A 22,852-nucleotide genomic window follows, 5' to 3' on the forward strand; every position below is an offset into this window, starting at 1 on the left:
GAGCCGAAAAGGAGCATTTCATGGGTCAACTGTCACACCGCGTCGAGATTCCTTTCCCGCTGTTCGACGCCGACAACCACCTCTACGAGCCGCCGGAGGCGATGACCAAGTACTTGCCCAAGGAGTACAAGGACATCGTCCAGTACGTCGAGATCAACGGGCGTACCAAGATCGCCATCCGCGGTCAGATCAGCGAGTACATCCCCAACCCGACGTTCTCCGTGGTGGCCAAGCCGGGCGCCTGGGAGGAGTACTTCAAGTTCGGCAACCCCGACGGCAAGACCAAGCGGGAGCTGTTCGGTGAGCCGATGAAGTCGATTCCGGCGTTCTTCGAGCCGGGGGCGCGTCTGGAGCTGATGGACGAGCTCGGCGTCGACCGCTCGCTGATGTTCCCGACGCTGGCCAGCCTGATCGAGGAGCGGCTGCGCGACGACCCGGTGGCCATCCACGTCATCATCCACTCGCTCAACCAGTGGCTCGACGAGGTGTGGGGCTTCAACTACAAGGGCCGGATCTTCACCACGCCGGTGATCACCCTGCCGATCGTCGAGAAGGCCATCGAAGAACTGGACTGGGCTGTCAAGCGTGGCGCTCGCGCCATCCTGATCCGCCCGGCCCCGGTGCCCGGATTCCGTGGGCCGCGGTCCTTCGCGCTGCCCGAGTTCGACCCGTTCTGGGAGAAGTGCGTCGAATACGACGTCTTCGTCGGGATGCACTCGTCGGACAGCGGCTACTCCCGCTACACCTCCGAGTGGGACGGCGCCGCCCAGGAGATGCTGCCGTTCCAGACCAACGCCATGCAGATCCTCAATGAGTGGCGCCCGATCCAGGATGCGGTGGCGTCCTGGGTGATCCACGGCGCGCTGTTCCGCCACCCGAAGCTCAAGGTGGGCATCGTCGAGGCCGGCTCCAAGTGGATGTTCCCGCTGATGGAGTCCATGGCCGAGGTGTACAAGAAGGCCCCCGAAGCCTTCCTGGGCAACCCGATGGAAGAGATCAAGAACCGCATCTACGTCAGCCCGTTCTACGAAGAGGGCATCGACGACCTGATCAACCTGATCGGCGTGGACCAGGTGCTCTACGGCTCCGACTGGCCGCACCCGGAGGGCTTGGCCGAGCCGACCCACTACGTGACGGCGCTGTCGCACCTTTCCGTCGAGGACCAGGCCAAGATCATGGGCGGTAACCTCGGTCGCCTCGTCACCGTTTAGAGGTGCCCCGCTGGCAGACCATTCCCGAGATGGTCTTGAGCGTCGGCGCCGGGATCGAGAAGGGCGATCGGGCGGCGATCTGGGCGCCCAACTCAGCGGAGTGGATCATCGCCGCTTTCGGGCTGCTGACCGCCGGCGGCGTGCTGGTCCCGGTCAACACCCGGTTCAAGGCGGCCGAAGCCGACGACGTCATCCGCCGCAGCGGCGCCAAGCTGGTACTGATCGAAAAGGGTTTCCTGGGTTTGGATTTCACTGCACCACCCGGCGTCCCGGTGATCGACCTCAAGTCGGACTTCCTGAATGCCGGTTCGCCGACGCAGCGCGCGGTCGACGGTGACGACATCGCCGACATCATCTTCACCTCGGGCACGACCGGCCGGCCCAAGGGCGTGATGATGAGCCATCAGCAGAATCTGCGGCTCTACGCCGAGTGGTGCGACCTGGCCGACCTTCGTCAGGGCGACCGCTATCTGATGGTCAATCCCTTCTTCCACACCTTCGGCTACAAAGCGGGCTGCATCGCTGCCTGCATCCGCGGGGCCACCATGTTCCCGGTCAGGGTATTCGACGTCGATGCCGTGCTGGAACTCATTGAGACCGAACGGATCTCCATGTTGCCGGGGCCGCCGACTCTGTATCAGTCGCTACTGGACGCGGCCTCCGGGCGTGACCTGTCGTCGCTGCGCGCCGCGGTCACCGGCGCCGCCGATATCCCGGTGGATCTGATCCGGCGGATCCGCAGCGAATTGCCGTTCCAGTCCATCATGACCGGATATGGGCTCACCGAAGCCGGTACGGTGACGGCCTCGCGCCGCGGCGACTCATTCGAGGACATCGCGACCACGGCCGGCGTGGCGTGCGAGGACGTCGAGTTGCGGATCGCCGATGACGGCGAGGTTCTGGTCCGGGGTTACAACGTGATGGCCGGCTACCTCGACGACCCGCAGGCGACCGCCGAGGCGATCGACGCGCAGGGCTGGCTGCACACCGGCGACGCCGGGACGATCGACGATGCCGGCCGGTTGCGGATCGTCGGACGCAAGAAGGACATGTTCATCGTCGGCGGCTTCAACGCCTATCCCGCCGAGATCGAGGGCTTCCTGCGGGAGCATCCCGCCGTGGCACAGGTCGCGGTGATCGGCGTGCCCGATGAGCGCCTCGGCCAGGTCGGCAAGGCGTTCGTGGTGAAAGAGGCCTCCCACGGGCAGATTTCGGAATCGGATCTGATCACGTGGAGCCGGGACCGGATGGCCGGCTTCAAGGCCCCACGGTACGTGTCGTTCGTGGACCGCTTGCCGCTGAACGCCACCGGCAAGGTGGACAAGGCGCGACTGGAGACCGAGTCCGGGGCGTGAGGCGTCATGTACGTCTGCCTGTGTGTCGGGGTGACCAGCCAGCAGGTGATCGACGCCGTCGAGGCCGGCGCCTCGACCACCAAGCAGGTCGGTGAGTGCACCGGTGCGGGCACGGTGTGCGGGCGCTGCAAGACCAACATCCGCGCCCTGATCGCCGCGTCTTCGCAGGAGACCGCGACGATGACCTAAGTCATCTAGTGCGGGTGCTGGCGTCGAGGCGATACTGTCTTGGCCGTGGTGGATAAGACGGAGAAGATGTCGGCGCGCGAAACCAAGCGGCTGCAGACGCGGGAGCGACTGCTGGGTGCGGCGACCGCCGAGTTCAAGCGGACCGGGATGGCCCAGGCGGACGTGGGCGCGATCGTGGCCGCCGCCGGTGTCGCGCACGGGACGTTCTTCTTTCATTTCCCCACCAAGGAACACGTGCTGCTGGAACTCGAGAAGCGCGAAGAGGACCGGATGGCAAAGCATTTCGGCCGGTACCTGGACAAGGGACATGACCTGGAATCCGCCCTGACCGAGGCGGTGCGACTGGTGTTGGGGCTGGAACGCCGCCTCGGCGAGCTGCTGTTCAAGGATTTCCTGGCGCTGCACTTCTCCCAGACCCGCCCGGCCGCCGAGGGCGGTAGTGACCACGCCCTGGTGCTGCTGTTGGGCAAGCGCATCGAGCAGGCCCAGGCCGAGGGGGAGGTGGATTCGGAGGTCCGGCCGATCAACAGCGCGGTGTTCTTCTTGCTCGGCATCTACGCACTGGCGATCACCACCAACGATCCGATGCGTCACGAGTTGCTCGAAGATCTGGCGAAACGCACCATGCACAGCATGGCCGTGCTCGCCTGATCAATGCTTGTCGTCGGCGATATTGCATGACTAGAGTCAGTCAGCATGCGCAGTGCACCGCCGGTCGATGAGCATATGGAAGCGTCTCGCCTAGCTCAGCGTCAGGCGGACAAATGGTTGATCAGTGGAAGCATCCTGATAGGCACTGCGGCACTGGGCATTTTCGGCCTGCCGTTGTTCCTCCGGGGCGTGTGGCTACTACGGCAGGCGCAGCGGAACGGCATGTCGGTGCGGCCGATGCTGGTGACCCTGCTGGGATACCTGGTCATTGTCGACGCGGCGATCAACACCGTGGGGTGGGCTCTCGACCTGATCGGTAGTCACACCTTGCTGGCCCGGGTGCTGCTCAGCGGCTGGGGCCACATGTTCGACGCCGGATACTTCTGGCATTTCAATGAACTCTGGGTCGGCGGCGCTGCCGGTCCCGGCGAAAAGGCCATGGAAGCGGGCATGATCCTCACCGTCTTCACCATGCGGATCGCGGCCGGGATCGGGTTCCTGCAGATGAAGCGCTGGGGTCACCAGTGGATGGTCGTCACCTGCTGGATGGGCGTGGTGATCTGGGTGTTGTACGTGTTCAACATGACGATGTTCGCCGACGTGCGGTTCGCCGGGGTGATCCTCCCGGTCGTCGGCTGGTGGCTCTACGACATCTTCTACATCACCCCGTTCCTCGCGATCCCGTATCTGCACACGGTGAACCGCGAGATTTTCACCGATTGAACCCGTCTCGGGCGGTGGATTTTCGAGTCGGGTCGACTTCCACCACAACCGTTCTATTGACTGAAGTCAGTCAATGGGTTAGAAACAGTGCACCATGACCCCACAGGTGCGCCAGGTCCGGTGCGGCACCCGCCGACGCCACACGCGGGCCATCGCGGTCGTCGGGCGGTGTCGCGGTGGCCAACGAAACAGCGTGCGTAACAAGCTGTCCTGCGCCGCAGGGCGTGGCCCGAACCCGTCAACAAGGAGGTCCGACCATGGACTACGTCTGGGAGATTCTGCGTTACGTCGCGGCGTGGGGCGGCACCGGTCTGGTCATCTGGTTCTGGTATTGGATGTTCTCCAACATCGGCACGTTCTGAGGCCGGCGCGCCACTGCCCGGGATTGACGGTTCATGACTGACCTCGACCAGACGGCCGCCATGGCGTTGGAACGCAGCTGCTCGGTCACCGCGGTCGCCCTGAGCGAGGAGAACCGCGCCGGTGTGCGGCTGGTCACCGGCGACCACCGCGGATTCAGCCTCAGCGCGTCGCGCAGTCACGTGCACGTGCCCTACCCGGTATTGCGGGCCGACTGGACCCGGCGATCGTTGACCTGCGGTATCGCCTTGCAATGCGCATCGTCGAAGGACCGGCTGGGTCAGTACCGAATCAACGAACTGTCGACACGCGAACTGCGGGCGCTGACCGTCGTGGAAGCCGGCGTCGCTCTGGGCTGGATCGCGTCGCGGTGGCCGGGCCTGATATCCGAGTTCGGCCGTCTGCTACCCGAACTCGTACCGGCAGACCCGCAGCTCGAGGCGCGGGACATGATCGGTCGGGCCATCGCGATGGCCCGGGGATCGGATCCGGCAGAGCTCGACCCGCTGCTGGGCCAGCTGCCGGCGATCTATACAGCGCCCACCGGGCTGACCGACAGACTGCGGCGGCAGTTCGGCAGGATGCCCTGGACCACGACGCAAACACGGATGCCGCGACCCTATTCGGTGCCCGTCGGCGGTGACGGTGGGGTTCGCAATCCGAACCTGCCTCCCCCGAGCCGGCCGCAGGACAACGACACCGATGTCACCCCTGAGCACCGTCCGGGAATCCCGTATCCGGAGTGGAACTCCTGGACCCAACGCCTGATGCCCGGCCACGTGGCCGTTGTGGAGCTCGCGCGTGACCGACGAGTCGGTGCCCCCACCACGGCCTCGGCTGACCTGCGCAAATGGTTCCAGGAGGACACCCATCGCGCGATGGTGAACCGGCTCGAAGACGGGTCGGATCTCGATATCGACCAGTACGTCCGCCATTACGTCGACCTGCGCACCGGGGAGGCCGGCGAACCTCGATTGTTCCGCGAGCTGTTGCCCTGTAACCGCGATGTCAGCACCGCGCTGCTGCTCGACGGCAGCTCTTCACTGGGGGTACACGGGGGACGGGTGTTCCGGCTCGAGCTGGCCTGCGCAGATGCGTTGTCCCGCGCAATGACCCACGCGCGGGAGCGGCACGGGATCTTCGTGTTCACCGGCAACACCAGGCACCGGGTGGAAGTGCGTTGTCTGAAGGACTTTCCAGAAGCCCGCTTCGTCCCGCCGAGCGGTCTGGGGTTGTGCACTGGTGGTTACACCCGTCTCGGCGCCCCGATCCGGCATCTGACCAGCCGACTGCTGGACCAGCCCTCCGAGCGCCGACTACTCATCATCATCGGCGACGGGATGATCTCCGACGAAGGCTATGAGGGTAGGTACGCCTGGGAGGACGCCGCACATGCGGTGGAGGAGGCCAACGACGCCGGTGTGTCGGTCTACTACGTGGGCGTCGGACCGACACGCGTGGACCCGTTGCCCGAGGTTTTCGGACCCAAACGCTCGCAACGGATCAGCCGGGTGGAAGAACTGCCGCGCGTACTGGCACGCGTGCACCGCGAACTGATCAGTACATAGGGGAGGAGTCACATGAGTAGCGACACATACTATTCGAACGGAAGCGAGGTCCGACTCTTCGAGCTGGCCTTCACTCGGAAGACTCCGGTGATGCTGACCGGTCCTACCGGCTGCGGTAAGACCCGGTTCGTCGAGCATATGGGATCGCTGCTGGGGCGGCCCGTCGTCACCATCAGCTGCCATGATGACCTGACCAGCTCAGATCTCGTCGGACGCTTCATGGTGACCGGCGGTGACGTCACCTGGATCGACGGACCACTGACCAGGGCGGTCAAAACCGGTGCCATCTGCTACCTCGACGAAGTGGTCGAGGCGCGTCATGACTCACTGGCGATTCTGCACTCGCTCACCGATCATCGGCGCACCCTGTATCTGGACCGCGCCGACGAAGTGATCCGGGCGCCAGACGCTTTCATGCTCGTGTGCTCCTACAACCCGGCGTACCGGAGTTCGTTGAAAGAGCTCAAACCGTCATTCCGGCAGCGCTTCGCCACCTTGCCGATGACCTACCTTCCCCCCGAACGGGAGGCGCAGGCCGTGGTCGCGGAGACGGGCATCGAGCTCGCCGCCGCGCAGCGACTCGTGCAGTGCGCTATCGCCATCCGCACCGCCGACGAGGCGTTCCACTTCGAGCCGCCCTCGACCCGGGCCCTGGTCACCGCGGCGCAGCTCATCGCGGCCGGCGCCGGCGAACTGGAGGCGGCCGAAGCATGCATCCTTGCGCCGCTGAGCACCGATGGGGCCATCAGTGAAGGGCTGCGCGAAATCGCGGCCGCAGTTCTGCTCGACGCCGACAAGCTTTAGAAAGGAAATCCGAAATGGCCGACCAGAGAGAGCGGAAACGCAAGCGGGCCCTGATCGTCTTCCAGATCGTCATCTACGGCTACCTGCTCACGATGTTCCTGATCCAGCTGTACATGTCGTTCGAACGGGGTTGGTGGTACTTGTGACCACCGCTAATTCGCCGGTCGGTCTGCACGAGCATCAGGAGCAGTCCCGTCTCGCCCAGTGGCAGGCCGACAAATGGATGATCGTCGGAGCGGCGCTCATGGGTATGTGGGCGCCGGGGTTGATCGGCTTCCCGATCTTCATGCGCGGGGTGTGGTTGCAGCGCGAGGCCCAGCGGGCGGGCCTGTCGGTGCGGCCCATGATCGTCACCCTGATCGGTTACCTGGTACTGATCGACGGCATGCTCAACAGCCTGGGCTGGTCGCTGGATCTGGTCGCCAACCACACCCTGATCAACCGGGTGCTGATGATCGGCTGGGGTCACATGTTCGATGCCGGCTATTTCTGGCACTACAACGAACTGTGGGTCGGCGGTGCTGCCGGGCCCGGGGAGAAATCCATGGTCTTCGGCATGATCCTCACGGTGTTCGCGATGCGCTGCGCCGCGGCGATCGGCTTCTTGCAGATGAAGCGCTGGGGCCACCAATGGATGATCGTCACCTGCTGGATGGGCGTCCTGATCTGGATTCTCTACGTGTTCAACATGACTATGTTCGCCGACGTGCGGTTCGCCGGGGTGATCTTCCCCGTCATCGGCTGGTGGCTCTACGACATCTTCTACATCACCCCCTTCCTCGCCATTCCGTATCTGCACACGGTGAATCGCGAAATTTTCACCGACTGACCAAGGAGCGCCACGATGGAAACCCCTGCCGCCGAAGACCTGCCCCCGGGCACCACGCCCTACTACGCCCGTATGCACACCTGGATCAAGCGCGCCACCTTGGTGTGTCTGGTCGCGCTCGTCATCGAAGGCGCTTTCACCTTGCCGTTCATGGCGGTCTACTACGGTTACCCGACGCTGAGCCTCACCCAGATCTGTAGCGAGTTGCTCAAGGTGCGCTACTCCGACGACACCCTCGAGTGCAAGTACCCTTACCCGCCGCTCGGACCTCCCGAGGGGGCCGAGGGCAAGGACACCGCCAAGGACATCTGGGGGATTCAGCCCGTCCCGCAGTATGACCGGCTCGGCTTCCGGGAACTGGTCGACCGCTACGAGGCCCGGCTGGCCAGACAGCAAGCCGCACAACAGCAGGGTGGTTGAGGTGCCGGACAAGCTACGGGTTATGCAGTGGAGGACTGGCGATGTCGGGCGGGGCGGTATCCGGCATCTCGCCGACAACACCGTTTCTGCGGTCTGCACCGCGCCGCCCGGCCAGGTGCTGCATCTGGACCCGGGATCGGCCCAGCCGTGCAGTCCGGCGCGGTCATGACCGATATGCATGTAGCGCCGGCACTGCCGCACTTCGCCTACGCCGACCTGCCGATGGCCCACGATCGTGGTAAAGGGTGGGCGGCGCTGCATGATCTCGGGCCCGTGGTGTACGGCGAGGGCGCGTACTACCTCACCCGACGCGATGATGTGCTTGCCGCGCTGCGTAACTGGGAGGTCTTCTCCTCGAGGATCCCCTACGACGACATGATCAGCCCGGTTCCGCTGGTGCCATTGGGGTTCGACCCGCCCGACCACACCCGGTACCGGCAGCTGCTGCATCGCTACTTCAGCCCCCAGACCCTGATGGCCCTGCTGCCGTCGCTGCAGTCGCAGGCCGCCGAGATCATCGCCGAGATCGCCGAGCACGATCGGTGTGAGGTGATGGCCGAATTGGCCACCCCCTACCCCTCGCAGGTGTTCCTCACGCTGTTCGGTTTGCCACTGGAGGATCGGGACTGCCTGGTCGCCTGGAAGGACGCGATCATCGCGTTGGGTCTGACCGACGACCCCGCTAGCGTGGATCTGACCCCGACGGTGGAGCTGTTCGGCTACCTCACGGAAGCGGTTGCGCGACAACGCAAGGAACCGCGTCCCGGCATTCTCTCGGAACTATTGCGCGGCGCAGACCCGCTCGACGACGATGAGGCCATCGGACTGTCCCTGGTGTTCGTGCTGGCCGGGCTGGACACCGTCACCGCAATGATCGGTATGACGATGCTGGAACTGGCCCGCCGACCCGGGTTGCGTACGGAATTGCGCGACGATCCCGGCGGTGTCGCGGTCTTCGTGGAGGAGATGATCCGCCTCGAACCTGCGGCACCCGTCGTCGGGAGAGCGACGACACGCGCGGTCACCATCGCCGGCGTTGAGATTCCCGCGGGCGCCCAGGTCCGCCTCTGCCTCGGTGCGATCAATCGAGACGGCAGCGACGAGTTTTCCGGGAATGAACTCATCCTCGATGGAAAGGTGCACAAACACTGGGGATTCGGCGGCGGGCCACACCGCTGTCTGGGCTCACACCTCGCTCGTATGGAGCTTAGGCTCGTGGTCTCGGAATGGCTGGCCCGCATTCCCGATTTCGGGCTCGCGCCGGGTTTCGTACCAGAGATCACCTGGCCGTCGGCGACGTGCGCGCTGCCCGCGCTACCGCTCAGGCTCGGGCCGCACTCATGACCGTCGCGCGTCGAACAGCGCGGCGACATCGGCGGGCCGCACTTTGAGCGCGGCATTGCGCGGCAGTTGTTCGACGACGACGATCGCCACCGGCACATGATGGCTGGGCAGTGCGTCGCGGACCAGCGTCATCAGCTCCTCGGCCGAGGGGGTGGCGCCACCGTGCCGCAGTTCGACTGCAGCCGCTGGAACTTGGCCCAGCCGCCGGTCGGGGATGCCGACCACGCAGGCGTCGCGAACGGCCGGATGTGAGACCAACACCGCGCGCACCGTCTCCGGCAGGATCTTGAAACCACCGCGGTTGATCGCACCGTCGGCTCTGCCGTGCAGCGTGACGAACCCGTCGGAATCCACCGACGCCAGATCGGTGGTGCAGATCCACTCCGGGCCGAGCACCTCCACCCGGGCCTCCAGAACCCCGCGCTCACCGATCGGCAGGGCCGCGCCGGTGACCGCGTCGACGATGCGAACCTGCACGCCCGGCAGCGGCTTTCCGGAACTGGCCGCCTTGGTATCGCGGTAGCGTCGAAACAGCTCCGGGGTCCAGGCGCATACCGATCCCGCGAATTCCGTTGCGCCGTAAGCCCACAACAGTGGTATTCGGTAGCGGCGTTCGAACTCCTCGCGTAGAGCGGGCTCCAGCGGTCCGGAGCCGCCAGGCAGATACTCCAGCGAGGCAAGGTCTGCTTCGGCGACGTCGGCGTCGAGCAGCATTCGCAGCATTGCCGGCTGGACGCCGGTGCGCCTGATCCGGTAGGTCTTCACCGCCCGCACCCACTCGTCGACGGTGAACTTCTCCAGCAGCACCACCCGCTTGCCGAGGTAGGGGCCGACCAGCAGTTGACAGACGCCAATGCTGCCGAACGGCCAATACACCAGTTCGGGCGGATCGTCGGGCGAGGGAGATTGGCCCACGGTCATGGTCAGCACCGTGTGCTGGAGCGCCGACATCGGTATGGCTACCCGCTTGGGCGCTCCGGTGGTGCCGCTGGTCAGGATGTGCAGCCCGGCCGCGAGTGCGGGCTCGGGCCGGATCTCGCTGGCGCGTGGCATGACGGTCTGCACGGCGAGCGGCCGCGGGATCAGGGCCAGTCCCGCGGCCCCGATCTGCTCGGCGGCCCGGCGCACCGGTGCGGTCCAGTCCTGCCGGTCGGCCAGGATCGCCGACAGGCGCAGCGCGGTGATGTCGCGGGCGATGGATTCGGCCGATTGGTAGGAGTAGATCATCGTGACCGGGCGTCCGGCGGCGATGAACCCCAGGATCACCGCGGCGTGCGGAACCCGGTTGCGCACCACGACACCGACCGGCTCGCCGGCAGCGATTCCGGCCTCGGCCAACAGGTTTTCGACCGACGCGAAGTAGCCGGTGATGTCGTTGCCCGAGTACCAGGTTCGCTCGAACTCGATGCACGGTGCTGCGCCGTAGCTGTTCAGGCCCGCGGAGAGGGCTGCGCAGAACCGTTCCATGACTGCCTCAGTACTGGGTGCAGCCCTGGTCCACCGGAACCGCGGCGGCGGTGACATTGCGCGAGTCGTCGCCGGCCAGCCAACACACCGTGCCGGCGATGTCCTCCGGTTCGGCCACCCAGATGGGCAGAAACGGCGTGAGCATGTGCGACAACTGCGGGTTGGTTTCCATGGCCTGACCCAGTGCGCTGACCATGTCGCCGGTGCCCATGTCGGTGTTGACCGGGCCGGGATGCACGCTGTTGACCCGGATCCCGTGCTTACCCAGTTCGGCGGCGAAGGCGCGGGCCATCCCGGTAACAGCATGCTTGCTGGCCGTGTAGTGCACCATGAACGGCTGCATCTTGATCCCGGCCGCCGAGCTGATCAAGACGATCGAGCCGCCGCGGCCCCCGTCGATGATGTGCTGCGCACCGGCCATCACGGTGTTCCAGGTGCCCGTCACATTGATGTCCAGCACATCGCGAAAGTTCTCCGGGGTGATCGCATCCCAGGCCTGCGGGGCCGCGACACCGGCGTTGGCGACGATGACGTCCAGCCGCCCCAGGGTGGCGACCCCGTCGGCGACGGCCTCGCGCAACCCGTCGTAGTCGCGGGTGTCGACCACGGCGGACACGATGCGCCGACCGGTGGCCTGCACCAGGCGCACTGTTTCGGCCAGGTCCTCCGGGCTCGCCGGGTTGTAGGGCACACAGTCCGGGAGCTTGCCGGCCACGTCGATCGCGATGATGTCGGCGCCCTCGGCGGCCATCCGCACCGCATGCGCACGCCCCTGCCCGCGTGCCGCGCCGGTGATGAACGCGACCTTGTCGGCCAATCGTCCCGTCATTGCTGTTCCCTCCGTTGGTGATTCACGCTTGTCGTTGCGCGGCTTTGACCAGACCCGAACCGATGATCAGGCGCTGGATCTCGCTGGTGCCCTCATAGAGCCGCAGCAGCCGGACGTCGCGGTAGATGCGTTCGACCGGTACCCCCCGCATGTAGCCGGAGCCGCCGTGGATCTGCACCGCCAGATCGGCGACCTTGCCGGCCATCTCGGTGCAGAACAGCTTGGCCGCCGACGGGGCGATCCGCCGGTCCTCATCGGCGACCCACATGCGCGCCGCGTCCCGCACCATGGCCCGACCGGCCAGCACACCGGTTTGCTGGTCGGCGAGCATCGCCTGCACGAGTTGGAAATTGCCGATCGGGGTACCGCCCTGGGTGGCCGTGGCGGCGTAGGCCACCGATTCGTCGAGGGCACGCTGGGCGGCACCGACCGCCAGTGCGGCGATGTGCACCCGGCCGCGCGCCAGCGATGTCAGCGCCGCCCGGTAGCCGAGATCTTCGCTGCCGCCGACCAGCGCCGCGTCGGGGACCCGCACGTCGGTGAAGCCGACATCGGCGGTCCAGGCGCCTTCCTGACCCATCTTGGCGTCCTTGGGGCTTACCACGACACCGGGGGCGTCGGCGGGCACCAGAAAGACCGCGATACCGGCGCCCTGGTCGTCGGCCGGACGGGTGCGGGCGAAGACGATGAACAGATCTGCCGTCGGGGCGTTGGTGATGAACCGCTTCTGCCCGGTGATCAGCCAGTCCGAACCGTCGCGGAGCGCCTTGGTCAGCAGTCCGGCCGGGTTGGAGCCGGCGCCGGGCTCGGTGAGGGCGAAAGAGGCGACGACCTCACCGGAGGCGATGGGCGCCAGCCACCGGGATTTCTGTTCCTCGGTGCCGAACCCGACCAGTACCTGACCGGCGATCCCGTTGTTGGTGCCGAACATCGAGCGCACCGCCAGCGACGTGTAGCCCAACTCCATGGCCAGTTCGACGTCCTGGCGCAGGTCCAGGCCCAGCCCGCCCCACTGTTGCGGGATGGCGTAGCCGAACAGGCCCATCGCCTTGGCTTGCTCGCGCAGGTCGTCGGGAACCCGGTCGTCGGCGAGGATCTCGGCCTCGCGCGGGACAACGGAGCTGCGGACGAATCGGCGGGTCTGGGACAGGATCTCGGCGAAATCCTCGTCGCTGACTTCACTCATTGACGCCGCTTCTCCTTACGTCCGACACGGGAACGACCGGCTACCGACGAGAATCATATATGAAATATGATGGCGCAAACATCTCGGAGAAGGCAGGTGATGCAGTGTCCTTGCTGACCGGTCAAACGGCGGTCATCACCGGCGGCGCCCAGGGTCTGGGTCTCGCCATCGCGCAGCGATTCATCGCCGAAGGCGCCCGGGTGGTGATCGGCGATGTGAACCTGGCGGCCACCGAGGAGGCCGCAGCACAGTTGGGCGGATCCGAGGTGGCCCGGGCGGTCCGCTGCGATGTCACCAGTTCCTCCGAAGTCGACGCCTTGGTCGCGGCCGCTGTGGAGACGTTCGGCGCGCTGGACATCATGGTGAACAACGCCGGTATCACCCGCGACGCCACCATGCGCAAGATGACCGAGGAGCAGTTCGACCAGGTCATCTCCGTGCACCTCAAGGGCACTTGGAACGGACTGCGTGCGGCGGCGGCGATCATGCGCGAGCAGAAGCGCGGCGCCATCGTCAACATGTCCTCGATCTCCGGCAAGGTCGGCATGGTCGGGCAGACGAATTACTCGGCGGCCAAGGCCGGCATCGTCGGCATGACCAAGGCCGCCAGCAAGGAACTGGCGTACCTGGGGGTGCGGGTGAACGCGATCCAGCCGGGCCTGATCCGCTCGGCGATGACCGAGGCGATGCCGCAGCGTATTTGGGACTCCAAGGTGGCCGAGGTTCCGTTGGGCCGGGCCGGTGAGCCCGACGAGGTTGCCAGCGTCGCACTGTTCCTGGCTTCCGACCTCTCCTCGTATATGACCGGCACGGTGCTCGAGGTGACCGGCGGCAGGCACCTATGAGCGCACCTGTGACCGGCGCGAGAAGACGCGAAAGCCCCCAAATCGGGTCGAAAATGGGGGCTTTCATGTCTGGTCGGCCGAGGGAGGCGGTGATCTGCGAGCCGGTCCGCACCCCGATCGGCCGCTACGGCGGGATGTTCAAGTCGTTGACCGCCGTCGAGCTCGGCGTCGCCGCGCTGAAAGGCCTGCTGGACCGCACCGGACTGCCCGCCGAGGCCATCGACGACGTGGTGCTGGGGCATTGCTATCCCAGCAGTGAGGCGCCGGCCATCGGGCGGGTGATCGCGTTGGATTCCGGTCTGCCGGTGACGGTTCCGGGTATGCAGGTCGACCGCCGCTGCGGTTCGGGACTGCAAGCGGTGCTGCAGGCCTGCCTGCAGGTCGGCAGCGGCGACTGCGAGGTGGTGATCGCCGGCGGCGCCGAGAGCATGAGCAACGTGGCGTTCTACTCCACCGATATGCGCTGGGGCGGGGCCCGCGGTGGCGTCCGGGTGCACGACGGACTGGCCCGCGGCCGCACGACCGCCGGCGGCCGGCACTACCCGGTACCCGGCGGCATGCTGGAGACCGCCGAGAATTTGCGCCGCGAATACGGCATCTCCCGCGCCGAACAGGACGAGCTGGCCGTGACCTCGCACCGGCGTGCGGTGGCGGCTCAGCAGTCCGGTGTGCTCGCCGAGGAGATCATCGGTGTCACCGTGCGCGCCCGCGCCGGTGAGGAACACATCGACACCGATGAGCACCCGCGGGCCGACACCTCGGTGGAGTCCCTGAGCAAGCTGAAACCCGTTCTGGGCAAAAGTGACCCGGAGGCCACCGTCACCGCGGGCAATTCCAGCGGCCAGAACGACGCCGCGTCGATGTGCGTGGTGACCACGCCGGAGAACGCCGAGCAGCTGGGCTTGACGCCGCTGGTTCGGCTGGTGTCGTGGGGTGTTGCCGGAGTCCCGCCCAACGTCATGGGAATCGGCCCGGTGCCGGCGACCGACGTCGCTCTGCAGAAGGCCGGGCTTCGGCTGGCCGACATCGACCTGATCGAACTCAACGAGGCCTTCGCCGCCCAGGCTCTGGCGGTGATGGCCGAGTGGAAATTCGGTGCCGCGGATCGCGAACGCACCAACGTGCACGGTTCGGGGATCTCGCTGGGGCATCCGGTCGGCGCCACCGGCGGGCGGATGCTGGCCACCCTGGCCCGCGAGCTCAACCGCCGCGGTGCCCGCTACGGGCTGGAGACCATGTGCATCGGCGGCGGCCAGGGATTGGCCGCAATCTTCGAAAGGGTAGGTGCGCGGTGACCAAGCTCGCCCAGACCCTGGGGCTCACCGAGTTCCAGACCGAGATCCTCGACACCGTACGCCGTTTCGTGGACAAGGACGTCATTCCGGCGGCGGCCGAGCTGGAGCGCACCGACAGCTACCCGCAGACCATCGTCGACGCGATGCGCGAAATGGGCCTGTTCGGCCTGATGATCCCCGAGGAGTACGGCGGTCTGGGGGAATCGCTGCTCACCTACGCGCTCTGCGTCGAAGAGCTGGCTCGCGGATGGATGAGTGTCTCCGGCGTGCTGAACACTCATTTCATCGTCGCCTACATGCTGCGCCAACACGGCACCGACGAGCAGAAGCAGCGTTTCCTGCCGCGGATGGCCACCGGTGAGACCCGGGGCGCATTCTCGATGTCCGAGCCCGAATTGGGTTCTGACGTAGCGGCGATCCGCACCCGCGCCACCCGACAGGCAGACGGCGGATACACCATCAGCGGACAGAAGATGTGGCTGACCAACGGCGGCAGTTCCACGCTGATCGCCGTGCTGGTGCGCACCGACGAGGGCGCCGATAAACCGCATCGGAACCTGACCGCGTTCCTGGTGGAAAAGCCGGTCGGCTTCGGCGAAGTCCTACCCGGACTGGTCATCCCAGGCAAGATCGACAAGCTCGGCTACAAGGGCATCGACACCACCGAGCTGATTTTCGACGGGTACGCCGCCGCTGCCGACGACGTACTGGGCGGGGCGCCCGGGCAGGGCTTCTTCCAGATGATGGACGGCATCGAAGTCGGCCGGGTCAACGTGTCGGCCCGGGCGTGCGGGGTGGGAATCCGGGCGTTCGAACTCGCGGTGCGCTACGCCCAGCAGCGCGAAACCTTCGGCAAGCCGATCGCCGAGCACCAGGCGATCGCCTTCGAGCTCGCCGAGATGGCCACCAAAGTCGAAGCGGCACATCTGATGATGGTCAATGCGGCCCGGCTCAAGGACTCGGGGGAGCGCAACGACGTCGCCGCAGGGATGGCCAAGTACCTCGCCAGCGAATTCTGCTCGGAGGTCACCCAGCAGAGTTTCCGGATACACGGCGGCTACGGCTATTCCAAGGAGTACGAGATCGAACGGTTGATGCGTGACGCCCCGTTCCTGCTGATCGGTGAGGGCACCAGCGAGATCCAGAAGCAGATCATCAGCAAGCGGCTGCTCGCCGACTACCGGGTCTGACCGGTGAGCGTCCCGGACTTCCCGGCGCGGTCACAGCTCTCCGAGGATGTGGCCCGCTTCGTGCGCAAGCGGATCTTCAACGGGGACTACGCCGCCGGAGCGTACGTGCGGCTGGACCAACTGGCGGCCGAGCTGGGTGTCAGCGTGACCCCGGTGCGTGAGGCGCTGTTCGGGCTGCGCGCCGAAGGGTTGCTCGACCAGCAGCCGCACCGCGGATTCGTGGTGCTGCCGGTGACCCAGCGTGACATCACTGATGTCTCCGATGTCCAGGCGCATATCGGTGGTGAACTCGCCGCGCGGGCGGCGGCCGGCATCACCGATGACCAGCTGCGTGAGCTCGAAGACATCCAGGACCAACTCGAATCCGCCTATGCCGGCGACGACGAAGAGGCCGCGGTGCGGCTCAACCATGAGTTCCACCGGGCCATCAACGTCGCGGCCGACTCGCCCAAGCTTGCCCAGCTGATGTACCAGATCACCCGCTACGCACCGGAATCGGTGTTTCCTACCGTTTCGGGCTGGCCGGCCAAGTCGACCCGGCACCACCGCGCGGTGTTGGCGGCGCTGGCCAAGCGTGACGAGGAGCTGGCCCGCGCCGCGATGGCCGAGCATCTGGCTGCCGGTGCGGCGCCGATGCTCGAGCACCTCGTCGAGCGCGGCGTGGTGGAGTCGGCGAAGAAGCTCAGCGCTCCTCGGTGAAGAGCTGATCGTATCGGCTCATCAGCTCGGGAATGTCATCGTCGAGGGCGACGTCGAACGACTTGAACATGCGTGCCAGGATGTCGTAACCACCGGCGGTGAAGACCAGATCCAGCAACTGGCGGGTATCGAACTCGGCTTTGAGCGCTGTCACGGTGGTTTCGCGGATCCCGCCGTCCAGGATGATCTCGTCGACCGCGCGCAAGATGTTGGCCTCCAGTGCGCTCCACAGTGGGGCGTCGGGGCCGTAGGCGATGCGTCCGATCTCCTCGTCGGTCAGGCCGACGTCGCGCGAGATGAAAAGGTGTTGGTACCACTCGTAACCGGACTTGCGCAGCGCGGCGACTCGCATGACGACCATCTCGCGTTGCCGCGCAGTCAGCGTCGTACCCAGCAGCAGATGACCGTTGAACGTGAAATAGGCGCGGGCCAGTTCGGGGTGATGGGCGAGCGTCCCGAGGGTGTTGAGTGCCTTCGGCCGGTCCGTCGTGGGCAGTGGCTGATGACGCGGGTTCGGCGGGCGCAACATTGCCAGGGCGGCTCGGAACTCCTCGGAGAAGTCTTTGGGCTTGACTGGAGCGATTCGTGGCATATCAGTTTCTTTCCTTGACTTATAGGTAATTCGCCTCGGCCAACATCTCTCGCAGCCGGCGCTTGTCGATCTTGCCGGTCGGCCCGCGTGGCACGGCGTCGGGACTTGAGACCAGCAGCCACAGTGTCGGCACCTTGAACGGGCTCAGCAGCGCGCGGGCCTGCTCCCGCAACTGCTCGACCCCCAGCGCATCGCCGGTCACCACCGCTCCGACTCGCTCGCGGCCGGCGTCGGGCACGTTGGTCACGAAGACGGCCTCGACACCGTCGATGACTCGCAAAGCCTTCTCCACCTCGCTCGGGTACACGGTGGCGCCGCTGACCTTGAACATGTCGTCGGATCTGCCGTGGTAGAACAGGAACCCGTCGTCGTCGAGGCGGCCCAGATCGCCGGTGGGGTAGAAGCCGTCGACGGTGAACGTCTCTTCGCGGCTGCGCCGGCAGATGCCGAGCAGGATGTGCGGTCCGCGCAGCTGAATCATGCCGATCGTCCCGGAGGAGACCGGTGCATCAGTGTCCAAGTCGACGATCCGAACCTCCATGCCGTCGAACGGTTTTCCGCAGCTTCCCCAGGCCGACCGCGGCATGTCGGTGTCGGCGGCGTAGCCACAGTACGGCCCGAACGACTCGGTCATCCCGAACAGGTTGGCCCGCGCCCCGGGCTGCGAGCGCAACTCCGGAGCAAGCAGCGCCTCCAGGCTGCCGGGCCGCAGCGCCGACAGGTCGGCGGCCCCGCGATGACGGGCCAGGGTTTCGGCCTGATCTGGCCAGCCGCGAAACAGCGTGACCTGTTCGGATTCCAGCAGTTTCAGGGTGGTCGCGGGCTGCGGGATCTCTTCGGTGACCAGGGTTGCCCCGGCCAGCAGCGCCGATAGCACGCCGCCGCCGAAACCGCCGACCCAGAAGAACGGCATCGGCAGATACAGCCGGGTGTCGGTGTCGATGCAGCGGGCCGCCAGACCGGCGCGCACGGCGCCCAGTGCGCTGCCGTGCGAATGCAGCACCCCTTTCGGCGGGCCGCTGCTGCCGGAGGTGAACATGATCACCAGCGGATCGCTGGGCGTGACGCTTGCGGCCAGCGCGTCGACGATTCCGGCGGGCCCGGCCTCGGCGGGGACGGCGGCGGCCAATCGGTCTGTTGTCCAGATCTGTTGCAGCGCAGGTAGGGGCGCATGAGCTGTATCCAGGCCGTCGAGGTAGCGGCGGCCACGGAACTCTTCGACACTGACCAGGAACTGCACCGCGGCGACGCGGAGCTGGGCGGTCAGCTCCGGTGGAGTCAGCAGGGTGCTCAGCGGAACCAGTACCGCGCCGATGCGGGTCAGCGCGATCGCGGTTCGCACCCAGTCGACGCCGTTGGGCATGATCAGCCCGACCCGGGTGCCCTTGCCGACGCCGGCCTGCACGAAGACCGCCGCCAGGTCCCGCGACGACGCGTCGAGCTCGGCGTAGCTGAGCCGGCCGGCCGGATCGATGACCGCGGGCTTGTCCGGTTGTGAGCCGGCCCGGGATCGGACCAGGGCGTCGATGGTCGTGGCGTCAGACATCGAAGACCTCCGCCAACCTGAGGCGGTCGACTTTGCCGCTGGTCAGCAGTGGGATCTCGGCAGCAGGAACCCCCGTGAAGCGGCGCGGGATCTTGTAGGCCGACAGCTCCGGCTTCAGCAGTTCTGGCAGCGACTCCAGATCCGGATGCCCATCCCTCTGCACGACGACGGCGGCCACCAGCTGTCCGCGGTCGGAGTCGGGGACACCGACCACATGGGCGACGGCGCCGCCGGTCACCTTCGCGATGGCGCGTTCTACTTCGGCCGGTGACACATTGGCGCCGGCGGTCTTGATCAGCGCGTCCCGCCGGCCCAGGTAGTAGTAGAACCCGTCGGCATCGGTGCGGACCAGGTCCCCGGTGTGGAACCAGCCGTCGGCGTCGAAGGTTTCCTCCCGGCTGCGCTTGTGGTAACGCTGCATCAGGTACCGTCCGCGTACCAACAACTCACCGGCCTTGACGCGGCACTCGAACCCGGGCGCCGGCCTGCCGAAGCTGCCGCGCCGGTGTTCGGGCTGGTCGGTGTCGTCATCGCTGATCAGCACCACGCCGCCGGTTTCGGTCAGCCCCAGCATGTTGTGCCGCAGCTCCGGGTCGCTGGGACGCGACGCCGGGTTCATGATCGGGTACAGGTTGCCGCGGCGCAGCGTGGACAGGTCCCGGCGGTCCAGGCTGGGATGCTGCGTCAGCGCGGAAATTCCGCTGACAAAACCGTTTGTGACAGTGGGTTTCTCGGCTTCGAGCAGGTCCAGTGTGACCTCCGGGTCGCTGGCATTGGAGCACAGCAGCGTCGACCCGGCCAGCATGCTGGCCAGCAGCGCGAAGGCGAAGCCACCGATCCAGAAGAACGGTGAGTTGCAGAACAGGACATCGGACGCGGTGAGCCCGCGGATCTCGTTGAGATTGCGTTGGTGACCGAGCAGGCCGGCGTGGGTGTGCACCACCCCTTTGGGAGCGCCGGTCGAGCCCGAGGTGTAGATGATGGCCAGCGGATCGCTGCCGTCGACATCACTTTCGAGCGCTTCCAGTGCGACCGGGCCGTCGACACCGGCCGCATCGGCGCCGAACACCACCTGCCGCAGCTGTGGCGCGTGAACGCTGAACAGCGTTGCCTCGTCATCGATATCGGCATCCGGGAGTGCCTCGGCAAGCCGCTGCCGATAGTCGTGGGACCGGTAGGACGCGGCGGCCAGCAGAATCCGCACATCGCTGTGGGCCAATTGGCGGCGCAGCTCCGGCGCGGTGGCGAAGGTGGGGAAGGGCACCACCACCGCTCCGATGCGGGCCGCGGCCAGCATGCCGACCACGAAGGCCGCACCGTTGGGATACAGCAGGCCGATGTGCGTGCCTCTACCGGCCCCGAGTGCAACGAGCCGGCCGGCCAAGCCCGCGGACCTCTGCTCGGCGTCGGCGTAGCTGATCCGCTCCGTGTCGCAGACCAGCAGCGGGTGGGAGCCACGCGAACGAGCTTGAGTGCACAGGATTTCGGGCAGTGTGACTGGCTTTTTAGAGGGCATGCTGTCCCTGCGCGCCGATCAGCGCCCGCACCGCGCCCAGGTCGGCCTTGCCCGAGGGCGTGCGCGGCAGCGCGTCGACGATGGCGATGTCGGTCGGTATCTCGTAGCGCGCCAGTCGGGTGCTCAGAAAGGCGACGAGCGTCTCGGCGTCGGCGGCAGCACCCGCGCGCAGTTCGACCGCGGCGACCGGGGTCTGGCCGAGGCGGTCATCCGCACGTCCTATGACAGCAGCGCCTTTGACCGCCGGGTGGGCCTCCAGTGCGGCGCGGACATCATCGGGCATCACTTTGAATCCACCGCGAATGATGGCCTGATCCGCCCGGCCCAGGATCCACAGGAAGCCGTCGGCGTCGATGCGGGCCAGGTCGGTGGTGCGCATCCAGTCCGCGTCTGGTCCGAGCTGTCCCGGTTTGACCTCGAGCAGTCCGGGCTCATCGGGTCCCAGTGGAGACCCGTCGTCGCCGACCACCCGCAAGTGCGCCCCGAGGCTGGCCCGGCCCACGCTGCCGCGCTTGTCACGCCAGAACCGCTGGTAGTCGGCGAGTGTCCAGCCGGCCACCCCGCCGCCGAACTCCGTTGCCGCATAGGAGGTGAGCACCGGGATGCCGAACTTCTCGGTGAACGCGTCGGCGTCGTCGGCCGACAGCGGCGCGGTACCCGAGGTGACTGCGCGGATGCTGGACAGATCCTCGCGGCTCAGTGTCGAGTGCAGCACCATCCGCAGCGCCGCGGGCACCAGCGACACCGCGCGCGGTCGATACTTGCGCACCGCATCGGCCCAGCGGTCCAGCTCGAAGCGGTCGAGCAGCACAAACGGTCTCGCCTCGGTGACGCACTGCAGGATCCGGAACACCCCGCCGATGTGCACCAGCGGGGCGTTGACGATCGCGACACCGCTCCGCAGCTCCGTCGGTGCCGGACCGAGCACACTGTGCGCCAACATGTCGTAGCTCAGATCGATGCGCTTGGGAGGCCCGGTCGTCCCACTGGTGAGCATCCACACCGCCACGCCGGGACGGCCGGAATCCGGGCCGGCTTCGAGGCCGGGCGTAGCGGCCGCGGTCACCTGCGGCTCGGCATCCAAGTCGGAGAGGGACACCGTCGCGGTGTGCGGTGTCGCCGTGACCAGCGCAGCCAGATCGTCCGGTTCGCCGATGATCAGCGGCAGCTCGAGCGCGGCGATGTCCGCGCGGGTGCGTTCGTCACCGCGCGACGGATTGATCACCACCACGCAGCCCCCGGCCAACAGCACTCCGAGCAGCGCGGCCAGCTGCGGGGGACGGTTGCGCAGCAGGATCCCGACCTTGCCGCCACCGGTCAATTCCGCGATGCGCCGTGCCGAAACGTCCAGCTGCGCCCAGGAGAACCACTGGCCGGCGTGCTCGAAGGCGGGCGCTTCGGGCTGCAGGTCGAGCACCGCGGCGATCCGTTCGCTGAGTGGGTGCGCCATCAGCGGATCCCCGGCGCGGTCGCAGGGCGGGTTGACTGCGCGTCGAGCTCGGCCTTGCCCAGCGGGTTGCCCAGCCGGGTGTAGATCAGCCCCTGGTCCAGGGCGGCGCGGTACGGCTTGTCGAGAGATTCCCAGATCGCCTTGACCGTGCCCTGGGTCGCTGACGGCGGTTTGGCCGCGATGATGGCCGCGATCTCATGTGCTCGCGCCCAGAGTTGTTCGGGCGCTGTCACTTCGGAGACCAGGCCGATGCGCAGTGCGGTCTCGGCGCTGACTCGCTCGTCGTTACCCATCAGCGCGATCCGCAGAGTCTCGCCCAACCCGATGCGGCGCATCAGACCGATCGGTTCGAGTGCACTGACCAGCCCGGCCGAGACGTGCGAGTCGAAGAACGTCGCTTCGGTCGAACAGATCACCACGTCGGATTCGTTGACGAAGTAGAACGCGCCCGCGGTGCAGATGCCCTGCACCGCGCAGACCACCGGCTTGAACATCTTCTGCCACTTGGGGCTCAGCGCCTCGCCGGGATCCTCGTGATTCCAGACATTGTCGGGCTGCCCGTAGGAGGACTTGATGTCCAGTCCGGCGCTGAAGGCGCGGTCGCCGGCGGCTCGCAGCACGACGGCATTGACGTCCGTGTCGAGTTTGACGATGCGCCACGCGGCGGTCATCTCCTCGCACATGGTGCGGTTGAAGGCGTTGAGCCGATCCGGCCGGTTCAGCGTGATGGTGGCGACCCGGTCGGTGCGATCGACGTCGAGGAGGATGGTCTCGAAAGTCATC

General features: G+C 66.6%; 23 protein-coding genes. 15 read left to right on the top strand and 8 right to left on the bottom strand.

Annotated elements, in window-relative coordinates; translation table 11 throughout:
- Positions 1-20 precede the first annotated feature (20 nt).
- From A5648_RS03800 to A5648_RS03845, 11 genes are all read left to right on the top strand, one after another.
- Positions 21-1,211, top strand: a complete 1,191-nt coding sequence (locus A5648_RS03800; RefSeq protein ID WP_065023265.1) for an amidohydrolase family protein — start codon at positions 21-23, stop codon at positions 1,209-1,211.
- A 29-nt stretch (positions 1,212-1,240) separates the two neighbouring features.
- The gene (locus A5648_RS03805; protein ID WP_234787283.1) at positions 1,241-2,566 is read left to right on the top strand and encodes a FadD3 family acyl-CoA ligase; all 1,326 of its coding nucleotides are present in this window, start codon (positions 1,241-1,243) and stop codon (positions 2,564-2,566) included.
- 6 nt (positions 2,567-2,572) lie between these two features.
- Positions 2,573-2,755, top strand: coding sequence for a (2Fe-2S)-binding protein (locus tag A5648_RS03810; RefSeq protein ID WP_065023266.1), 183 nt, complete (start codon positions 2,573-2,575; stop codon positions 2,753-2,755).
- Between the two features lie 66 nt (positions 2,756-2,821).
- Positions 2,822-3,406 carry a TetR/AcrR family transcriptional regulator gene (locus A5648_RS03815; RefSeq protein WP_065023300.1) on the top strand — a complete coding sequence of 195 codons (585 nt, stop codon included), beginning with the start codon at positions 2,822-2,824 and terminating at the stop codon, positions 3,404-3,406.
- Positions 3,407-3,451: 45 nt separating this feature from the next.
- Positions 3,452-4,129 carry a hypothetical protein gene (locus A5648_RS03820; protein ID WP_065023267.1) on the top strand — a complete coding sequence of 226 codons (678 nt, stop codon included), beginning with the start codon at positions 3,452-3,454 and terminating at the stop codon, positions 4,127-4,129.
- 395 nt (positions 4,130-4,524) lie between these two features.
- A complete protein-coding gene (locus A5648_RS03825) occupies positions 4,525-6,057 on the top strand; it encodes a nitric oxide reductase activation protein NorD (protein ID WP_065023268.1) in 1,533 nt (510 codons plus the stop codon).
- 12 nt (positions 6,058-6,069) lie between these two features.
- Positions 6,070-6,861, top strand: a complete 792-nt coding sequence (locus tag A5648_RS03830; protein ID WP_065023269.1) for a CbbQ/NirQ/NorQ/GpvN family protein — start codon at positions 6,070-6,072, stop codon at positions 6,859-6,861.
- Between the two features lie 14 nt (positions 6,862-6,875).
- Positions 6,876-7,007: a hypothetical protein gene (locus A5648_RS24795; RefSeq protein WP_267887450.1), complete on the top strand. Its 132-nt coding sequence runs from the start codon at positions 6,876-6,878 to the stop codon at positions 7,005-7,007.
- Positions 7,004-7,690 (top strand): hypothetical protein, encoded by a 687-nt coding sequence (locus A5648_RS03835; protein ID WP_065023270.1) that lies wholly within the window; start codon positions 7,004-7,006, stop codon positions 7,688-7,690. Before A5648_RS24795 ends, A5648_RS03835 begins: the two co-directional genes overlap by 4 nt.
- A 15-nt stretch (positions 7,691-7,705) precedes the next feature.
- Positions 7,706-8,110 carry a hypothetical protein gene (locus A5648_RS03840; protein ID WP_064853206.1) on the top strand — a complete coding sequence of 135 codons (405 nt, stop codon included), beginning with the start codon at positions 7,706-7,708 and terminating at the stop codon, positions 8,108-8,110.
- 165 nt (positions 8,111-8,275) lie between these two features.
- Positions 8,276-9,454 (top strand): cytochrome P450, encoded by a 1,179-nt coding sequence (locus A5648_RS03845; protein WP_065023301.1) that lies wholly within the window; start codon positions 8,276-8,278, stop codon positions 9,452-9,454.
- Here A5648_RS03845 and A5648_RS03850 read toward each other — a convergent pair.
- The 3 genes from A5648_RS03850 to A5648_RS03860 are packed head-to-tail and all read right to left on the bottom strand — an operon-like array spanning position 9,449 to position 12,936.
- Positions 9,449-10,921, bottom strand: coding sequence for a class I adenylate-forming enzyme family protein (locus A5648_RS03850; protein WP_065023271.1), 1,473 nt, complete (start codon positions 10,919-10,921; stop codon positions 9,449-9,451). The two genes, A5648_RS03845 and A5648_RS03850, sit on opposite strands and share 6 nt — an antisense overlap.
- Positions 10,922-10,928: 7 nt before the next feature.
- Positions 10,929-11,750 (bottom strand): mycofactocin-coupled SDR family oxidoreductase, encoded by an 822-nt coding sequence (locus tag A5648_RS03855; RefSeq protein WP_065023272.1) that lies wholly within the window; start codon positions 11,748-11,750, stop codon positions 10,929-10,931.
- 22 nt (positions 11,751-11,772) lie between these two features.
- Complete coding sequence (locus tag A5648_RS03860; protein WP_065023273.1) at positions 11,773-12,936, bottom strand: acyl-CoA dehydrogenase family protein; 1,164 nt, start codon at positions 12,934-12,936, stop codon at positions 11,773-11,775.
- 104 nt (positions 12,937-13,040) lie between these two features.
- Between A5648_RS03860 and fabG the strand changes: the two genes are divergently transcribed.
- The 4 genes from fabG (at position 13,041) to A5648_RS03880 (ending at position 16,965) form a co-directional block, all read left to right on the top strand.
- A complete protein-coding gene (gene fabG / locus A5648_RS03865) occupies positions 13,041-13,781 on the top strand; it encodes a 3-oxoacyl-ACP reductase FabG (protein WP_234787281.1) in 741 nt (246 codons plus the stop codon).
- 65 nt (positions 13,782-13,846) lie between these two features.
- Positions 13,847-15,076: an acetyl-CoA C-acetyltransferase gene (locus A5648_RS03870; RefSeq protein ID WP_065023302.1), complete on the top strand. Its 1,230-nt coding sequence runs from the start codon at positions 13,847-13,849 to the stop codon at positions 15,074-15,076.
- On the top strand, positions 15,073-16,266 hold the full coding sequence (locus A5648_RS03875) for an acyl-CoA dehydrogenase family protein (RefSeq protein WP_065023275.1): 1,194 nt from the start codon (positions 15,073-15,075) through the stop codon (positions 16,264-16,266). The genes A5648_RS03870 and A5648_RS03875 overlap by 4 nt, the downstream gene beginning before the upstream one ends.
- 3 nt (positions 16,267-16,269) lie before the next feature.
- Positions 16,270-16,965: a GntR family transcriptional regulator gene (locus tag A5648_RS03880; protein WP_065023276.1), complete on the top strand. Its 696-nt coding sequence runs from the start codon at positions 16,270-16,272 to the stop codon at positions 16,963-16,965.
- Here the strand turns inward: A5648_RS03880 and A5648_RS03885 are convergent.
- The 5 genes from A5648_RS03885 to A5648_RS03905 are packed head-to-tail and all read right to left on the bottom strand — an operon-like array spanning position 16,949 to position 22,851.
- The gene (locus A5648_RS03885) at positions 16,949-17,557 is read right to left on the bottom strand and encodes a carboxymuconolactone decarboxylase family protein (protein ID WP_065023277.1); all 609 of its coding nucleotides are present in this window, start codon (positions 17,555-17,557) and stop codon (positions 16,949-16,951) included. The two genes, A5648_RS03880 and A5648_RS03885, sit on opposite strands and share 17 nt — an antisense overlap.
- A 19-nt stretch (positions 17,558-17,576) precedes the next feature.
- The gene (locus A5648_RS03890; protein ID WP_065023278.1) at positions 17,577-19,103 is read right to left on the bottom strand and encodes a class I adenylate-forming enzyme family protein; all 1,527 of its coding nucleotides are present in this window, start codon (positions 19,101-19,103) and stop codon (positions 17,577-17,579) included.
- Positions 19,096-20,619 carry a class I adenylate-forming enzyme family protein gene (locus A5648_RS03895; protein WP_065023279.1) on the bottom strand — a complete coding sequence of 508 codons (1,524 nt, stop codon included), beginning with the start codon at positions 20,617-20,619 and terminating at the stop codon, positions 19,096-19,098. Before A5648_RS03895 ends, A5648_RS03890 begins: the two co-directional genes overlap by 8 nt.
- Positions 20,609-22,072, bottom strand: a complete 1,464-nt coding sequence (locus tag A5648_RS03900) for a class I adenylate-forming enzyme family protein (protein WP_109470671.1) — start codon at positions 22,070-22,072, stop codon at positions 20,609-20,611. The genes A5648_RS03895 and A5648_RS03900 overlap by 11 nt, the downstream gene beginning before the upstream one ends.
- On the bottom strand, positions 22,069-22,851 hold the full coding sequence (locus tag A5648_RS03905; protein WP_065023303.1) for an enoyl-CoA hydratase/isomerase family protein: 783 nt from the start codon (positions 22,849-22,851) through the stop codon (positions 22,069-22,071). Before A5648_RS03905 ends, A5648_RS03900 begins: the two co-directional genes overlap by 4 nt.
- Between the last annotated feature and the right edge of the window lies 1 nt (position 22,852).

This window comes from Mycolicibacter sinensis (assembly GCF_001673565.1).
Classification (GTDB): domain Bacteria; phylum Actinomycetota; class Actinomycetes; order Mycobacteriales; family Mycobacteriaceae; genus Mycobacterium; species Mycobacterium sinense_C.

What these genes read in the sequence shown, in the direction of transcription:
- A5648_RS03800 (WP_065023265.1), top strand. Translation starts at nt 21, where the DNA reads ATGGGTCAACTGTCACACCGCGTCGAGATTCCTTTCCCGCTGTTCGAC.
- A5648_RS03805 (WP_234787283.1), top strand. Translation starts at nt 1,241, where the DNA reads ATGGTCTTGAGCGTCGGCGCCGGGATCGAGAAGGGCGATCGGGCGGCG.
- A5648_RS03810 (WP_065023266.1), top strand. Translation starts at nt 2,573, where the DNA reads ATGTACGTCTGCCTGTGTGTCGGGGTGACCAGCCAGCAGGTGATCGAC.
- A5648_RS03815 (WP_065023300.1), top strand. Translation starts at nt 2,822, where the DNA reads ATGTCGGCGCGCGAAACCAAGCGGCTGCAGACGCGGGAGCGACTGCTG.
- A5648_RS03820 (WP_065023267.1), top strand. Translation starts at nt 3,452, where the DNA reads ATGCGCAGTGCACCGCCGGTCGATGAGCATATGGAAGCGTCTCGCCTA.
- A5648_RS03825 (WP_065023268.1), top strand. Translation starts at nt 4,525, where the DNA reads ATGACTGACCTCGACCAGACGGCCGCCATGGCGTTGGAACGCAGCTGC.
- A5648_RS03830 (WP_065023269.1), top strand. Translation starts at nt 6,070, where the DNA reads ATGAGTAGCGACACATACTATTCGAACGGAAGCGAGGTCCGACTCTTC.
- A5648_RS24795 (WP_267887450.1), top strand. Translation starts at nt 6,876, where the DNA reads ATGGCCGACCAGAGAGAGCGGAAACGCAAGCGGGCCCTGATCGTCTTC.
- A5648_RS03840 (WP_064853206.1), top strand. Translation starts at nt 7,706, where the DNA reads ATGGAAACCCCTGCCGCCGAAGACCTGCCCCCGGGCACCACGCCCTAC.
- A5648_RS03845 (WP_065023301.1), top strand. Translation starts at nt 8,276, where the DNA reads ATGACCGATATGCATGTAGCGCCGGCACTGCCGCACTTCGCCTACGCC.
- A5648_RS03850 (WP_065023271.1), bottom strand. Translation starts at nt 10,921, where the DNA reads ATGGAACGGTTCTGCGCAGCCCTCTCCGCGGGCCTGAACAGCTACGGC.
- A5648_RS03855 (WP_065023272.1), bottom strand. Translation starts at nt 11,750, where the DNA reads ATGACGGGACGATTGGCCGACAAGGTCGCGTTCATCACCGGCGCGGCA.
- A5648_RS03860 (WP_065023273.1), bottom strand. Translation starts at nt 12,936, where the DNA reads ATGAGTGAAGTCAGCGACGAGGATTTCGCCGAGATCCTGTCCCAGACC.
- A5648_RS03870 (WP_065023302.1), top strand. Translation starts at nt 13,847, where the DNA reads ATGTCTGGTCGGCCGAGGGAGGCGGTGATCTGCGAGCCGGTCCGCACC.
- A5648_RS03885 (WP_065023277.1), bottom strand. Translation starts at nt 17,557, where the DNA reads ATGCCACGAATCGCTCCAGTCAAGCCCAAAGACTTCTCCGAGGAGTTC.
- A5648_RS03890 (WP_065023278.1), bottom strand. Translation starts at nt 19,103, where the DNA reads ATGTCTGACGCCACGACCATCGACGCCCTGGTCCGATCCCGGGCCGGC.
- A5648_RS03895 (WP_065023279.1), bottom strand. Translation starts at nt 20,619, where the DNA reads ATGCCCTCTAAAAAGCCAGTCACACTGCCCGAAATCCTGTGCACTCAA.
- A5648_RS03905 (WP_065023303.1), bottom strand. Translation starts at nt 22,851, where the DNA reads ATGACTTTCGAGACCATCCTCCTCGACGTCGATCGCACCGACCGGGTC.